This window comes from Pelomonas parva, assembly GCF_043555835.1.
GTDB lineage: Bacteria > Pseudomonadota > Gammaproteobacteria > Burkholderiales > Burkholderiaceae_C > Pelomonas > Pelomonas parva.
Map to the genome: position 1 here is coordinate 81,878 of NZ_JBIGHV010000004.1, position 16,285 is coordinate 98,162.

At 70.0% G+C, this 16,285-nt stretch carries 3 protein-coding genes; all 3 read right to left on the reverse strand.

What is annotated here, in order from left to right; all coding sequences use genetic code 11:
* Positions 1-109 precede the first annotated feature (109 nt).
* The 3 genes from ACG00Y_RS11060 to ACG00Y_RS11070 all read right to left on the reverse strand — a co-directional run bounded on the left by ACG00Y_RS11060 (position 110) and on the right by ACG00Y_RS11070 (position 16,263).
* The gene (locus tag ACG00Y_RS11060) at positions 110-13,363 is read right to left on the reverse strand and encodes a YDG domain-containing protein (RefSeq protein ID WP_394478736.1); all 13,254 of its coding nucleotides are present in this window, start codon (positions 13,361-13,363) and stop codon (positions 110-112) included.
* Positions 13,364-13,440: 77 nt separating this feature from the next.
* The gene (locus tag ACG00Y_RS11065; protein WP_394478737.1) at positions 13,441-15,138 is read right to left on the reverse strand and encodes a ShlB/FhaC/HecB family hemolysin secretion/activation protein; all 1,698 of its coding nucleotides are present in this window, start codon (positions 15,136-15,138) and stop codon (positions 13,441-13,443) included.
* 537 nt (positions 15,139-15,675) lie between these two features.
* Positions 15,676-16,263, reverse strand: coding sequence for an FxDxF family PEP-CTERM protein (locus ACG00Y_RS11070; RefSeq protein ID WP_394478739.1), 588 nt, complete (start codon positions 16,261-16,263; stop codon positions 15,676-15,678).
* Positions 16,264-16,285: the final 22 nt, after the last annotated feature.

Consider the following 16,285-nt stretch of genomic DNA (forward strand, 5'->3'; position numbering starts at 1 on the left):
TCGGGTTGGTCAGGGAAAGCGCGCGAATTCTATGAAGTGACGGCGACGGCGCCGTGGCACCCGCCCAGGTTGACCCCGGACGGGTGGCCCCTCCTACCCCTGCCTGCCCTCACCTGGCATTGCCCAGGCGGACGCGCGCGGAGGCCGCCTGGCCATCGGAGGTCTGTGCCACGACCTGCACGTCGAGCGCGCCGGTGCCCGCTGGCGGCACGCCTTCCAGGCGGCCCGTCTGCGCATCGATGCGCAGCCAGGCCGGCAAGGGTCGGCCGTCGCTCAGGGTGGCGCTGTAGGTCACCTGCGCGCCGGCCGGCGGGCTGAAGAGGCGGTCGGTCGCGAAGCCGCGGCCGATGTCCGCAGGCTGCAGTTGGGTGACCGGCTGAAGCACGACCAGGCGCGCAGCGGTGGGAGCGGCGGTCGAGCCGGCATCCACCGCAGCGGCCGCAGGAGCCGAAGGCGCCGCAGCGGCGACGGCATCCGGCGCCGGCGCGGCATTGGTTGGCGCTGCAGCCGGCGCCGCAACCCCACCGCCCAGCACCGTCAACGAACCGGACGGCCCCATCGCTGTGCCGCCGGCCGCCGGCAGTGGCGCGTTCAGCACCGGCTGCGTGACGGACGGGTTGGCCAGCGCGTCGCCGGGTGTCTGGACGACCTGCGTCTGCAGGTTCTCGGACTTGACGGCAGGCGAGGGCTTCACGGTGAGCACGCCGTCCACCAGCGTCAGCGCATAGTTCTGCGCACTGGCACCGCTGATCTGGATGGCGTAGCTGCCGGGTGGCGTGCCCGCGCCGCTGGGGGCGCTGAGGGCGGCACCCTGGACGACGGCGGCGGTGTCCTGGTAGCGCAGCTGGCTGGCGTCGAGCGACCAGGTCAGTGCCGGGTCCTGCTCACCGGCCGTCTTGGTCTTGTCGTCGGCCGTCAGCGTCAGGGGCGCCTGGGTCACGGTCAGTACGCCATTGCGCACGGTGACCGCGTAGTTGGCCGCCGTGGCCTGGCCGCTGATGGCGTGCGTGCCGGCCGTGGCCTGGGCGCCGGTGGCCGTGCTCACGCCGGCCACCTGCACTGCGGCGGCACTGTCGCCGTACTTGAGCTGGCTGGCGCTCACGGTCCAGGTGGCCGTGGGTTCGGCCGCGCCGTAAACCTTGGTCAACGGGTCGAAGGCCAGCGTCAGCGGCGCCTTGTCCACGCTCAGCGTGGCTGGCACGAACTGGGTGATGCGGTAGTTGGCATCGAGCTTAAGCGTGCCCAACGTGATGGCGTGGTTGCCGGCTGTGGCCTGGGCGCCGGTGGCGGTGTCCAGCTGGCCGGTGGCGGCGCCGGTGTCGCCCGCGACCAGGCCGGTGAGGCGATAGCTGAGCGTGGGGTCGGCGTCGCCGTAGACCTTGCGCTGGTCGTCGGCCGTCACGCTCAGCGCACGCGGCGTGATCGCGGCGCTGGACTGCGGCTGCACGTCGACCGTGTAGTTGCCCAGGTCCGCGCCGCCCAGCGAGGCGACGACCGCGACGACCTTGCCCTGGCCGACGTTCCTGTCGGCGAAGTTGCCGGTGACGCTGTTGACCAGGACCTGGTCGCCCGTCACCAGGCCCTGCCACTGCACGCCCTGTGCGCTGACCTGGGCGGCCAGCGTGCCGTCGTAGACCTTGTCCTGCGCCTGCAGGCCGGTCACGGTCAACGACCTGGGGGCGATGTCGGCGGCCAGGCCGGTGGGCTGGCTGATGCTGTAGTTGCCCGCAGCGGCGCCCTCCAGCGTGCCGGCCACGGTGATGGGCTTGGCCGTGCCGACGTTCTTGTCGGCGAAGTGGCCGGTCTGCGTCAGCGTGACGACATCGCCGCCGACGAGGCCGACGACGCTGCCGCCGCTGAGCGTGGCGACGGTGCTGCCGTCGTAGACCTTGGTGGCAGCGACGGTGCCGGAGATGGTCACCGTGCGCGAGCTGACGCTGGCGCTCAGGCCCGTGGGCTGCACGACGCTGTAGTTGCCGGCGTCCGTGCCCGCCAAGGTGTTGGCGGCGATGACGGCCTTGGCTGTGCCGAAGTTCCGGTCGGTAAAGTTGCCGGCCTCCACCAGCGCCACGGTGTCACCACTGACGATGCCCACCAAGCTGCCGCCGGTCAGCGTGGCCGCCGTGCTGCCGTCGTAGACCTTGTCGGCCACCGTGGTGCCCGTGACCGAGACAGCCTTGGGCGCGACCGTGCCGGTCAGGTTGGTGGGCTGGATGACGCTGTAGTTACCGGCATCGCTGCCGGCCAGAGCGCTGGTGGCGATGACGGCCTTGGCCGCGCCCACGTTCTTGTCGGCGAAGGCGCCGGTCTCGTTCAATGTGACCGAGTCGCCCGCCACGAGACCGGCGACGCTGCCACCACTGAGCGTGGCCGTGGTGCTGCCGTCATAGACCTTCTCGGCCACGACGGTGCCGGTGACGGTGACGCTCTTGGGTGTGACGCTGCCGCTGAGGTTGGTGGGCTGCGTGAGGCTGTAGTTGCCGGCATCGGCGCCGCCCAGCACGCCGGCCGCGGTGACGGACTTGTTGCTGCCGGCGTTCTTGTCGGCAAACATGCCAGCCTGCGTCAACGAGACGCTGTCGCCGCCCACGAGGCCTTGCAGCATGCCGCCGGTGAGTGCGGCGGCCGTGCTGCCGTCGTACACCTTGTCGACGACCGTGGTGCCTGTGACCGTGATGGTCTTGGGCGTGACGGCCGCTGTCAGGTTGGCGGGCTGCGTCAGCTGGTAGTTGCCGGCATCGATACCGCCGAGCGTGTCGGTCGCGGTGACGGTCTTGACCGCCGCCGCGTTCTTGTCGGCGAACTGGCCGGACTGGGCGAGCGTGACGGTGTCGCCACCCACCAGGCCGCTCAGGCTGCCGCCGCTCAGCGAGGCATGGGTGGTGCCGTCGTAGACCTTGTCGGCCACCGTCGTGCCACTGACCGTGATGACCTTGGGCGTCACGCTGCCGGTCAGGTTGGCGGGTTGTGTCAGCGCGTAGTTGGCGGCGTCGCCACCGCCCAGGGAATTGGCGGCGGTGACGGCCTTGCCTGCGCCGACGTTCTTGTCGGCAAAGGCGCCGGCCTGCGTCAGGGTCACCGTGTCGCCGGTGACCAGTCCGTCCAGGCTGCCACCCACCAGCGTCGCAGCGGTGCTGCCGTCGTAGACCTTCTCGGCCACGACGGTGCCGGTGACGGTGACGCTCTTGGGTGTGACGCTGCCGCTGAGGTTGGTGGGCTGCGTGAGGCTGTAGTTGCCGGCATCGGCGCCGCCCAGCACGTCGGCCGCGGTGACGGACTTGTTGCTGCCGGCGTTCTTGTCGGCAAACATGCCAGCCTGCGTCAACGAGACGCTGTCGCCTCCCACGAGGCCTTGCAGCGTGCCGCCGGTGAGCGCGGCAGCCGTGCTGCCGTCGTACACCTTGTCGACGACCGTGGTGCCCGTGACCGTGATGGTCTTGGGCGCGACGGCCGCTGTCAGGTTGGCGGGCTGCGTCAGCTGGTAGTTGCCGGCATCGCCGCCGCTCAGTGTGCCGGTGGCGATGACGGTCTTGGCTGCGCCTGCGTTCTTGTCGGTGAACTGGCCGGATTCGGCCAGCGTGACGGTGTCGCCATTCACCAGGCCGCTCAGGCTGCCGCCGCTCAGCGAGGCGATGGTCGTGCCGTCGTAGACCTTGTCGGCCACCACTGTGCCGCTGACGGTGATGGTCTTGGGCGTGACGCTGCCGGTGAGGTTGGTGGGCTGGGTCAGCGCGTAGTTGCCAGCATCGGCGCCACCGAGGAAGTCGGCTGCCGTGACCACCTTGCTGGTGCCGGCGTTCTTGTCGGCGAAGCTGCCAGCCTGCGTCAGCATGACGGTGTCGCCATTGACGAGGCCATCCAGGCTGCCGCCCACCAACGTGGCGGCGGTGCTGCCGTCATAAACCTTGTCGGCAACGGCCGTGCCGATGACGGTGATGGTCTTGGGCGTCACGGTGCCGGTCAGGCCGGTGGGTTGGGTGAGCGCGTAGTTGCCGGCGTCACCGCCGCCCAGTGTGCTGGTGGCCGTCACCGCCTTCGTGGCGCCGACGTTCTTGTCGGCGTAGTGGCCGCTTTCGGCCAGCGTGACGGTGTCACCGCCCACCAGGCCCTGCAGACTGCCGCCGGTGAGTGCGGCGGTCGTCGAGCCGTCATAGACCTTGGCCGCCACGGTGGTGCCGGTGACGGTGATGGCCTTGGGCGTGATGTCGGCCGTCAGCGTGCCCGGCTGCGTGATCGTGTAGTTGACCGCGTCGCCGCCGCCGAGCGTGTCGGCAATCGTCACGGTCCTGGCGATGCCGGCGTTCTTGTCGGCAAAGCTGCCGGCCTGCGCCAGCGTGACGGTGTCGCCAAACACCAGGCCCTGCAGGCTACCGCCGGTGATGGCGGCCGTGGTGCTGCCGTCATAGACCTTGTTGGCCACGGCGCTGCCGGTGACGGTGATGGCCTTGGGCGTGATGTCGGCCGTCAGGCCGGTGGGCTGCGTGATGGTGTAGTTGCCCGCGTCGCCGCCGCCGAGCGTGTCGGCAATCGTCACGGCCTTGGCGATGCCGGCGTTCTTGTCGGCAAAGCTGCCGGCCTGCGTCAGCGTGACGGTGTCGCCGCCCACGAGGCCCACCAGGCTGCCGCTGCTGATCACCGCCGTCACCGTGCCGTCATAGACCTTGGCAGCCGCAACGCTGCCGGTGACCGTGAGGGCCTTGGGCGTGATGTCGGCTGTCAGGCCGGTGGGCTGGGTCAGCGAGTAGTTGCTGGCGCTGCCACCGCCGATGCTGTTGGCGGCTGTCACCGGCTTGGCCGTGCCCGCGTTCTTGTCGAGGAAGCTGCCAGCCTGTGTCAGCGTGACGGTGTCGCCGCCAACGACGCCCTGCAGCGTGCCGCCGCTGAGCGCGGCCAGCAGGCCGCCGTCGTAGACGCGGCTGGCCACGCTGGTGCCGGTCACCGTCAGCGCCTTGGGGCTGATGGTGGCGGCCTGGGTGCCAAAGCTCAGCGTGTAGTTGCCGGACTGCGCGCCGGTCAGCGTCAGGCCACCGAACTGCACCTGCGAAGCCAGCAGGACCTGGGCGCTGTCATAGGTGGCCGTGGCCGTGCCGGTCAGCGAGACGGTGTCCAGCGAATACGGCTTGCCGTCTGCCGTGCTGCCGGCGCCGGCCGTCTGGCTGGCCAGCAGCGCGCCGCTGCCGGTGGGCGTGGCGGCCGTGTTGCCGTCGTAGGCCTTGCTGGCCGCGACCGAGAGGCCGCTGACGTCCAGCGCCTTGGGCGTGATGTCCGCCGTCACGGAGCCGGCGCTGATCGTGTAGTTGCCGGCGTCCGCGCCGCCGAGCGTCAGGCCCGACAGCGTGACCGACTTGCCCGTGCCCGCGTGGCGGTCCGCAAACGCACCGGCGCCCGTGCCGGAGAGGGACACGGTGTCACCGCTCAGTGCCTTGCCGTCGTTGAAGGTCGCACCGCCCGAGGCGATGGCGCCGGTGCCCGTCACCTGCGCGGTGGTCGTGCCGTCGTAGACCTTGCCGGCTGCGCTCAGGCCCGTGACGTTGATCGCCTTGGGGTTGACGACGAAGTTGCTGCTGCCGGGGGTGACGTTGACCTGGTAGCCGAGGTCGGCGGCGAACGTGCCCTGCCCGTTCAGCGTCACCGTGTAGGTGCCGGCCGGGATGAAGCCGGCGCCGGAGGGCGTGTAGCTGCTGGTGGAGAAGTTCAGCGCGCCGGTGGTGGCCGAACCCTGGGTGTCGCCGTCGATGAAGCCGGCAACATTGACACCGGGCACCGCGCCCGCCGTGCCGTAGTCGATGGTGGAGCCGGCGCCGACCGAGACGGTCAGCGTGGGTGCGGTGCTGTAGAGGAACCAGCTGCCGCTGGCCGCATAGCCCGGCGTGGCGCCGGCCGCATAGCTCTGTGCATAGTGCTTGCTGTAGCCGGTCATGCCCTCGGTGGTGTCGGTGGGCGTGGTGGAGTAGACGAGGTAGCGGCCGTTGGGCGCGCTCAGGCCGGTGTTGGCGGCCTTGTTGTTGACGAAGTTGCGGCCGGCGGCCAGCACGATGTTGGCGTTGTTGCTGGTGACGGTGCCGTCCAGCGTCAGGTCGGCACTGGCGCCGCTGGCGTGCAGCGTGATTCCGTTGTTGGCCGTCAGGCCGCTGCTGTCCACCGCCGTGCTGCCGTTGGTTTTGAGGTCCAGGCTGCCCAGGTTGCCGGCGACGTTGCCCACGGTGTTGGTGCCGGCGGTCAGCGTGGCGGTGCCGTCGTAGCCGAAGCGCATGCGCGCGGCGTTGACCGTGCTGCCCGACGCCTGAGTGAGGTTGCCGGCATCGAGGCTGAAGAGCAGGTTGCCGGTGCTGGCCGTCACGGCGGACGAAGCGCCGAGCGCAATCGTGCCGTCATAGACGAAGAGCTCCAGATCACGGCCATTGGCCGCGCCGGACTTCAGCACGCCGTTGACGTTCATGCCGCCGCTGCCGCCCGTGATCTGCAGGTGGGCATCCAGCGTGCTGGCGCCGCGCAGCATCGATGCCTGCGTGAAGTCCAGCGAATTGACGACCATCGCGCCGCCCTGGCTGTCACTGCCAAGCTGCACCTTGTCAAAGCCCGAGCTCTGGTGGATGACGGCACCGACCTCGGCCGTCGTCATCGACATGCCTGTGCCGCTGGCCGCACCCAGTGTCATGCCGGCGGCAAGGTCGGCCGCAGAGACCTGCAGCGTGCCGGAGCCGCTGAGCTGGGTGTCGGACGCCAGCACCAGCCCGCCACCGACGGCGCTGTGGCCGCCGGCATACAGCTCGATGCGGTCCGTGACGCCGCCGCCCAGATGCGCACCACTGTTGAAGCGGATGCCGCGGCCCAGGCTGCCGCTGTCGACGCCGTTGTTCTTGACCTGGACGAACAGGCCGCTGAGGTTGGACAGGCGGACGGTGCCGGCGTCGTTGCTGGTCTTGTCCGTGCTGTTGCGCAGGTCCATCCACAGATGGCCGCCGCCGACGTCCACGGACGTGCCGGCCGCCTGGCTGATGACGGCGGTGCAGGTGCTGCAGTCGTTGTCGACCACGCCGTTGGCCACGCTCTGGTTGGCGATGGCGGTGAAGTTGCCGCCATCGGTGTCGATGTTGGCGCGCAGGTGCACCGAGCGGCCGGCTTCCAGCTTCAAGTTGCCACCGGTGCCAATGGCCGACACGTTGATGTCGCGCAGCACGGTGATGTCGTTGCTGGCCTGCAGCGTGACGCTGGTGCCGGCGTTGAGCAGCGCGGTCAACGCGGCGGGCGTGATGACGACGTCCGCGCCGGTGTTGGCCGAGAAGCCCAGCGTGCCGCCGCTGAAGCCCACGGTGTTCAGGCCGCCGGTGGTGCCGGCGAAGAGGCTGCCGCCCCAGTTGCTGTTGCCGCCGCTGCCGTTGACCTGGTCGACCGTGGTGGGCGTGGCGCTGTTGTCGGCCACCAGCGTCAGCCCGTAGGCGTGGCTGGCGTTGTTGCCTGACGTGGTGTTGGGCGCGACCCAGACCAGCGGCCGCCAGGCCACCTGCTCGGCGCCGGTGACCGCAGCGGGCAGCAGCGTGGCACGCACATCCGTGAAGAAGCTGTAGCCATCGGAGGCCGTGGTGGCCAGGCCGTCGGCGGCCGAGGCCGCGCCGATGAGGCTGTTGCGCCAGCTCACCGGGCCGGCCGCGCCGTGCGCGCCGGAGAACAGAGTCACGGCGCCCGCACCGTCGATGCCGCAATAGGCCAGGTTGCTCAGCAACAGCAGGTCGCCGGTGGCGACGAGGTTGCCGCTGACGTTGCGCTTGAGCGTGATGCTCTGGCCGCTGACCGCATCGCCCGCGCTGCTGCCGGTCAGGCTGTTCGTGTCGGAAACGACCGCGCCGACACCCGTCTCGCCGTACGCGTGGCCGTTGCTGGCGTTGACCCAGGTGGCGGCGCCCGCGCCGGCCGCGGGCGTGCCGCTGCCATTGCCGTAGACGCTGGTCCAGTCCACCGAGCGCACCATGTAGCTGGTGGTGCCGCCGCTGCGCAGCACGACGACGCCGGGGTCGATGACGGCGCCGTAGGTGGCGAAGTCGTAGCTGGACAGGCTGCGGCCGACGTGGTCGCCCGCCGTGGCGCCGGTAAGGCTGTTGGCCGCCGTCACGGTGCCGGCAATGCCGCCGGCCGGTGCGAACGTGACCGCACCGACGCCGGTCGTCGCGCCGTTGCTCCACCAGGGGCTGGCGATGACGTGCCGCCCGCCGTCCAGCGCCGTGATGCCGGACAGCAGGTAGTGCAGGCCCGTGCCCGGGTCGACCCAGGCGTTGTAGCCGATGGCATCGCCCGCTTGCGTGCCCACCAGGCTGTTGCTGCTGTTGATGCTGCCGCCAGCCGCGCCCGTGCGCAGTTGGCCGTTGCTGCCGTTCAGCCAGGTGGCGGCGCCCAGCGACGTGGGCGCGTCGGTCCGCGTCCATGCCGAAGTCTGCTGCCACAGCGGCGAGCCGATGACCGCATTGCCGTCTGCCAGCGCGACAACGCCACCCGCGCCCACGCGGTCGCCGGTGTTGTCGGACGTGCGGATGGTCCAGTCGTTCACGAGCACGTCGCCGCGCACGATCTGGTAGATGTAGTCGTTCGGCACGGTGAAGCCGAAACCGGCAGAGCCGGTGGTGCCGACCAGGCTGTTGCTGCCGTCCACGGTGCCGGTGATGCCGGCGGTGCCGCTGCCCCAGGTGACCGCGCCGCGCTCGTCCCACCACTGCGGGTTCAGCAGCACGAAGTTGCCGTTGGTCAGCTGCGTGACGCCGTCCAGCGGCAGGCGGTACCCGAGCAGGTCGCTCGCATGGCTGCCCACCAGGCTGTTGGCCGCCGACAGCGTGCCGCCGCTGCCGCCACCGGCCAGCGCGCCGGTGCTGCCGTTGAACCAGCTCACGGCGCCGGCCTGGGTGGCGCCGGTGTTGTTCCAGCCCGGGCTGGCCACCAGCACGTTGCCGTTGCTCAGGCGCTGGACGATGGGCGTGCCGTTGTAGGTGAAGCCGGTGTAGAGGTAGTCGTAGGACTCTTCGATGGCCAGGCTGCGGGCCGGCGTGACGCTGAAGCTCTTGCCCAGCGTGATGTTGGCGCCGCCGACGTAGAACTGCCCGGTCTTGACGTCGCTCGACGTGCCGAAGGAGTACGGGCCGGTGGGCCGAATGCTGGCCGTGGTGACGGGGTCGCCGCCGACGGTGGCGTCGCTGATGACGGGCACGACCCAGTTGGTGTTGGGCAGGGTGCCCAGGCGGTCGCCGGCGGCGGTGATGGCGCTCTGGTTGACGTCGCTGTAGGTGTCGGGCGTGCTGCCGACCAGGCTGTTGCTGGCCGAGACGACGCCCGTCCGGTTGCCGCTGCCGACCCAGGTGATCGCGCCTCGGCCGCCGTTCCAGTAGGGGCTGATGGCGATGTAGTTGCCGTTGTCCAGCGTCTGGCCAAGCAGGCCGAGGTGGTCGCCCGTGGTGGTGAGCCGGTAGGTGGTGTCGGTGAAACTGATGCCGCCGCGCGTGGCATTCGCGCTGCTGGTGCTGAACACGTCGGCGACGCTGCCCACCAGGCTGTTGCTGGACGAGATGGTGCCGGCCAGGCCGGCGCTGCCGTCGCCCCAGGTGATGGCGCCCTTGCCGCCGTCCCAGCCGGGGCTGCGCACGAGGAAGTCGCCGTTGGCCAGCAGGTCGACGGTGGCGCTGAGCACGGCGTTCCAGTCGCCCATGACCTTCTGCAGGTTGCTGGAGTCGTTGGTGCTGGCGACGCTGCGCTGGTCGGCGTAGTGCAGGCTGCCGACGTAGTCGCCGGCATGGTCGCCCACCAGGCTGTTGCTGGACGACACCGCGCCGCCCACGGCGTTCTGGCCGGTGGCGTAGCCGGTGCTGCCGGCCAGCCAGGTCACGGCACCGTAGGACACGGTGCTGGTGGCGCTGCTGCGGTTGCCCCAGTCGGGGCTGAGCACGAGGGCGTTGGGGCGCAGGCCGTCGCCGTCCAGCGTGCCCACAGGCAGCACGCCACCGGAGCCGACACGGCTGCTGGCGGTGGTGCCGTAGAGGCTGTTGTTCGTGGACAGAGCGCCGGTGATGCCCACCGTGCCGGAGCCGCGCACCGCAGCGCCGCCGTCCACCGCGCCGACATCGGCGTTCGGCGCCAGCACGATGTAGTGGCTGCCGGACAGCTCCGCCACGCCGGTGCCCACGCCGTCGCCTGCGGTAGCGCCAACGAGCGCATTGCTGGCGCTGACCGAGCCGGCCAGGCCCGTGGCGCCAGCCGCAAACGCCACCGCGCCTCGGCCGGTGTTCCAGTCGTTGTCGACAACGAGGTAGTTGCCGTTCTTCAGCACCTTGACGCCGGTGCTGCTGGCGATGGCCCGCAGGCTGGTCGTGTCGCTACCGCTGTAGATGCGGGTCGAGATGGGCGAGGTAGCACTGTTGCTGACGCTACCCAGCAGGTCGCCCACGCCGCCGATCAGGCTGTTGCCGCTGCCCACCGCACCGCCCGTGGCGCTGCTGCCGAAGATGTTGCCGGTGCTGCCATCGACCCAGGTGACGGCACCGTTGGGGCTGTTCTCGAGGAAGCGGCCGACGGTCGCATTGCCGCTGTCGGCCCAGTAGGGACTGGCCACGACATAGCCCTGGCCGCCGCCCACCGACTGCACGCCACCGCTGGCGACGAAGTCGTAGCTGTGCGTGCCCACCAGGCTGTTGCTGCTGGAGACCGCGCCCACCGTGCCGCCCGCCGCGCCATAGGTGGCGGCGCCGGCATAGATGTTGGCGCCGTTCGTGAAGGTCGGGCTGGACACGGCATAGCTGCCGCCGGGCAGCGCGGTGAGCGTGCTGCCCACGGCGTCGCCCGACGCGCCCGGGGGCGCCGTGCGCAGGTTGTTGTTGCCGCTGTCCTTGTTGATGAAGGGCAACGACGAGCTCAGGCCGACAACGTAGACCTGCTTGCTGTTGCTGTCGATGTCCGAAGGCGCCTGGCTGCGGATACCGGTGCTGCCCACCAGCGCGGTGCTGGCCGACACCGCACCGCCGGCCGCCGCATTCGCCAGCGCACCGGTGCTGCCATTCATCCAGGCCACAGCGCCGCGGCCGTTGAACCAGTTGCCGGCCGCGATGGCGACGTTGCCGTCGGTCAGCTCGACGAGCTTCGTCGTGCCCTCCACAGCCACGCCGCCGTACACGTCGTAAGTGGTGACGCTGCCCAGGCGGTCGTTGGCCGTGATGGTCACGCTGCCGCTGGTGTTGACCGTCTCGCCGGCATAGACGTAGCGCGTGACGCTGTCGGTGTTGGCCGTGCTGCCCAGCAGGCTGTTGCCGCTGCCGATGGCGGCGCTGCCGCTGCCGGCCGCGCTCTGCCAGGTGATGGCACCCGCCGAAGCCGTGGTGTTGGACTGGATGGCGTAGGCGCTGGGTGCGACGACGTTGAACGGGTCGGTGACCGTGAGGCTGAAGGTGTTGACGCCGCTGACCGTGCCGTACTTCGGGCTCAGTACCAGGTAGTTGTCGTTGCCCAGCACCTTCACGCCGCCGCCACCGGCCTCGTCGCCCGCGTTGCTGCCACGCAGGTTGGCCAGCAGCGCGCCACTCTGGCTGTTGAACAGGTAGACGGCGCCGGTGGCGGTCGTGCCGCCCGTGTCGGCCTTGGGCGCCGTGATGATGACGTTGCCGTTGCCCAGCACGTGCGTGAACGTACCGAAACCGCTGGTGGCCGAGGCGGTCGGGTCCGCCAGGTCCAGGCTGGCCAGGGAGCTGCCGGCGTTGTCGATGATGATGTTGCGCGGGTCCAGCAGCAATTGGCCCGGGCGGCCGTCGCGGCTGCTGAGGTCAGCCTGGCCCTGGAAGACCAGGTCCTGCTTGCCCGACACCTCGGCCTGGCCGCCAGCACCGGTCTGCATACCGCCCCGGGCACTCAGCGCGCCGGCGAACAGCGTCTTGTTGTCGGACCACACCACCACCTGGCCGCCATCGCCATGCGCTCCTTTGGCGTCTGCGCGGAGCGTGGTGGATGCGTTCACCCCCACGTCCGTCGCATGGCCGATGTCCGCCTCGCCGCCCTGGAAGCCACCACCCACGCGCACCCGCCCGCCCAGCGTGCTGCCGCTGGCATCCAGCGTGGCGGCGCGCAGCTGCACGCTGCCAGCCGTCAGGTCGACATGGCCGCCCTGCCCGGCCGAAGCCTGGGCGCTCAGCGTGCCGGAGCTGTAGATGATCGAGCGGCTGTCGGCGCCGGTGCTGCCGGTCACCGCGATGCTGCCGCCGCGCGTGGCGCCATCGGCCGCGATGCCGGCCTGCGCCGTCTGGATGATGGTCTCGGCCTGGATCTTCACCGCGCCGCCGGCGCCCTGCGTGGACGACACGTCCAGCTTGCCCGACTGGCCCACGTAGTCGCCCTGCACCGAGATCCGCCCGCCGTCGCGCGCGGCGATGCTGCCACCCAGGTCCAGGTTGCCGCCGCTGAGCTGCACGCTGCCGCCCTGCGCCGAGATGCTGCCGCTGTTGTTCACCAGGCGCACCACGCCGTCCTGCTCCACCATCCGGGCGGCACTGCTGCCGCCGGCCACGGCCTGCTGCTGCAGCTGACGCGCCGCGCCCGCCGCAAGGATGACCTGGCCGCCATCGGCCACGATGGCCTGGCGGTTGTCGATCAATGTCTGGATCGTGGCGGCCTCGACCTTCACGCCCAGCAGCTGCGCGCCGTCGAAGTTCAGCGTGACGGCGTCACCGCCGGCCAGCGCCACCGTGCCGAGGCGCGCACTGATGACGCCCTCGTTGCGCACCTCGGGCGCCAGCAGCGCCACATAGCCCGCTGCGGCGGCCGACAGGCTGCCCTGGTTGACGACCGCGCCGGCCACCGCCCCGCGCGTGAAGCGCGAACGGCCGGCCATGAAGTCCTCGTCAGCCAGGTGCAACGTGGAGGCGACAAGGCCGCCCACGTCCACCTGCGCGCCCTTGCCAAAGACGATGCCGTTGGGATTGACCAGCATGACCTGGCCGTTGGACGTCAGCTTGCCGAAGATCTGCGAGACATCCGAGCCGACGACGCGGTTCAGCGCCACGGACTTCGCGTCGGGCTGCTTGAAGTTCACCTGCGCCTGCGCGCCGATGTCGAAGCTCTGCCAGTTGATGGCGGCCTTGCCCGTCGTCTGGTTCACGTCCAGCCGCGCACCGCTTTGCTGCAGCTGCGCCTGGCCCTGCGTGACGACGCCACCCTGGGGCAGCGCAGTCGGCGCTGGGGGCGCCTGCTGCGCGAAGGCCGACAAGGCCGCACCCGCCATCACCGCACCGGCCACCGCCCTGGACGCCCCCGAGCGGCCCTTGCCGCGGCCGCCGACATGCTCGGCCACCGCAACGAAGGCGCCGAGCGCATCGTTCCACACCAGCCTGAACGCACGATTCATTGCACCGGGACCACGAGCTTTCATGTCACACCTCTGAATTCGTCTTCAATCAGGCCAGGGTGGCGAGACGCGCGGGCTCAGAAATACTTGGCCAACGACAGCAGCGCCCGCGTCTCACGATGCGTGCCATCTGCGTCGGCCAACGTCACCGGGTTGCGCGTGGGGTTCACGCCGTGCCGCTGTGCCAGGCCTACGCGAACCTGCACGGCGCCGGGCGCGTTCCAGTTCAGCTCCAAGCCCGAGCCGCGCAGATGCAAGCGGTTGGGCTGCAGCGTGGCCACGTTGACGCGTTCATCGCGCCACCCCAGGGCTTGGTCGTGGAATACCGTGACCGCCCACGTGTCGGAGAACTTGTACTTCCAGTCCGCCGTCACAAGCAGGCCGGTGTCCACACTGGGCTCCGACACGCTGTAGGCGCGCACGGCATACGGGCCCGACACCTGGAACTTCTCGGCCGAGTCCAGGTTCTTGCTGGCGATCTGGGCGGATGCGGCGAGCGTGAGGGTCTGCTGCGCGTTCAGTCGCTGCATGCGGGTCACGGTGCCGCTCACCTTGGCAAAGCGGCCATTGCGGGCCGGACCGCCGGCGACCTGATCGCTGGAGAGGTCGACCGCATTGCCGGACAGATCCAGCCGGCCCGCCGCCAGCTGGCCCGACACGATCCACACGCCGCCGCCGGCCCAGTCGTCCAGGCTGTCGAGATTGAAGCCCAGCGTCACCAGGTCGATGTGCTTGCGGCTCAGCTCGATACCGGCCACGAGGTTCTTGAAGCTCTTGCGTTCGGCGCTGCCCTGCAGGTTCAGATTGCGCTCGGCGCTGCGCTGCACGGGATAGATCAGCGTGCCACCCACCGTGTTGGCCTTGCCGGAATAGCGCACCGTGTTCAGGCTGTAGCCATAGTCCAGGCCCGACGCCTGCACCGAGGCCCTGAGGCCGTCGCTGCCCACCGGCAAGGACAAGCCCGCGCGTGCATATCTGGACCCCTCGCTGGCGAAGGTCATCAGCGTCCACTGATCGCCGCGCGCCAGCGGGCCGTTCAGCGCCAGATTCACCGCCGCACGGGCCGCGCCAGTGGCGCGCGCGCCGGTGTTGTCGAGCAAGGCACTGCCGGTGAGCAGCGGCGCGTCCGTCACAGCCACGACGATGCGACTGTCGCCCTCCTTCTCGCCCGGCTCCAGCACCGAGGCGGCGTGCATGCCGGGCATCTCATTGAGCAGCGTCACCGAGCGCTGGATGTCATCGGTTCGCAGCGGCTCGCCCTCGCGCTGGCGGGCCAGCATGAACTCGCGCACGCGCGACTCGGGCAACGCACGCGGTGCGCCGCGGTTCTCGATGCGCAGGCCCGACAGGCGCCCCTCGGCGACGCGAATCACCACCACGCCGTCGCGGATCTCCTGCTCGGGCAGCCAGGCTCGCGCCAGGTAGCCGCTGCGGCGGTAGGCCTCGATGAGGGCGTCAGCCGCGCGCTGCAGCGACGCGAGGTCGGACTTCTGTCCGACCCAGGGCTTGAGAACGGCCTGCACGGTTTCGGCGTCCAGCAGCCTGGCCCCCTGCACGTCGAAACGTTTCACGAGGACGGCCACGCTGGCAGCCGCCTTGGACGGCGCGGGCTGCGCGGGTGGCGGCAGGTCGGGCCTGCGCGTTCGGCTGGACGCCCTCTCGGCTTCACGCAGCAGGTCTTCACCCGTGGGTGGCGTCTGCGCTTGCGCAGTCGAGCCGAGGGCCAAGTACAGGCACGCCGCCAGGGGGGGCAGCGATCGGGGGGCTCGCAGCATTCACGTCTCCAGCTATTGGGATGCGATTGGCCCGCAACCATCCTGGGAGGAATGCGCTCGAGCTGGCGCTTCGCTCAGCCTCGCAGGCCAAGTCGTCCCTACCAAGGACACTGCGGCGTGGCGGCTTTGCCGCGCCTGGCGCGTCTCTCAAGGAACGTCTTTTACCTGAGACCAGCCCGTCCTAACACTTTTGTAAGTGCACAAATCCACACTTGACGGTGCCGCGTGTCAATCACATTGATGAGGGGAAGACCCGCTGTGCCTGTGCGCTGCAGGACGCGTTGCCAGGCAGCGTCGTCACCATTTCAGGCGCGAATCGAGCGCTCCGCAGCCAAGAACGCCCACCGCCGCAGCACACCCGCCGGGTCTGCGGCGCCTCGTGGCCGGTTCTTGTCCATCGATTCGCAACTGGGCTTCACGCTTGCCGACCACCCTCCGCCACCCTCACGCCGTAGCGTTTCGCCCCTGCAAGAGTGCGCCGGGCGCACAAGAGAAAAGGCTCCCGAAGGAGCCTTTGCAAGCAGTGCGCTTGTCGGATCAGCGCGGCGAGCGGCGGCGGGTGCTGAAGAACGCACCGGCTAGCGCCAGGCTGGCCAGCGCAAAGCTGGCCGGCTCCGGCAGTTCAGCCACGGGCGCCAGGTTGATGCCGCCGCTGTAGCTGAAGCTGTTGCGCAGCGCCTGTTCGGGCGTCTGCTGCACGTTCGGGTCACCCGCCACGCCTTCCACGAAGAACAGGAAGTCGCCGTGAGCCTCGAAAGGGTCCGCGCTGTAGCCGAACGTGAAGCGGGTGCCGCCGATGTCGCTGATGTCGTAGACGAGATCGGAGCCACCAATGCCCACAAAGCCGGCGCGCGTGAAGGTGATGCCCTGGTTGGACCAGAAGGCCAGATCGGCGCTGGTGTCCAGCCACGCATCGATTTGTGCAACGCCGTTGAAGTGGATCAGGAACTCGTCGCGGAAGGCGCCGGCCTGGGTATGGGTGACCACCGGGGAACCCGCCTGGGTGCTGAGCCCGGCGGAGTAGCCGCCGCCCAGGGCTTCCAGCACGAGCGTGTGCGGCGCAGCCTGCGCACCTTGAAGGGCAACGGCCAGGAGGGCGGAGGTGATGAAGGTCTTGATCGACATGATGTGGATGCGATTGGAAGAG

Coding starts and splice junctions, on each gene's coding strand:
- ACG00Y_RS11060 (WP_394478736.1), bottom strand. CDS start 13,363: ATGAATCGTGCGTTCAGGCTGGTGTGGAACGATGCGCTCGGCGCCTTC.
- ACG00Y_RS11065 (WP_394478737.1), bottom strand. CDS start 15,138: ATGCTGCGAGCCCCCCGATCGCTGCCCCCCCTGGCGGCGTGCCTGTAC.
- ACG00Y_RS11070 (WP_394478739.1), bottom strand. CDS start 16,263: ATGTCGATCAAGACCTTCATCACCTCCGCCCTCCTGGCCGTTGCCCTT.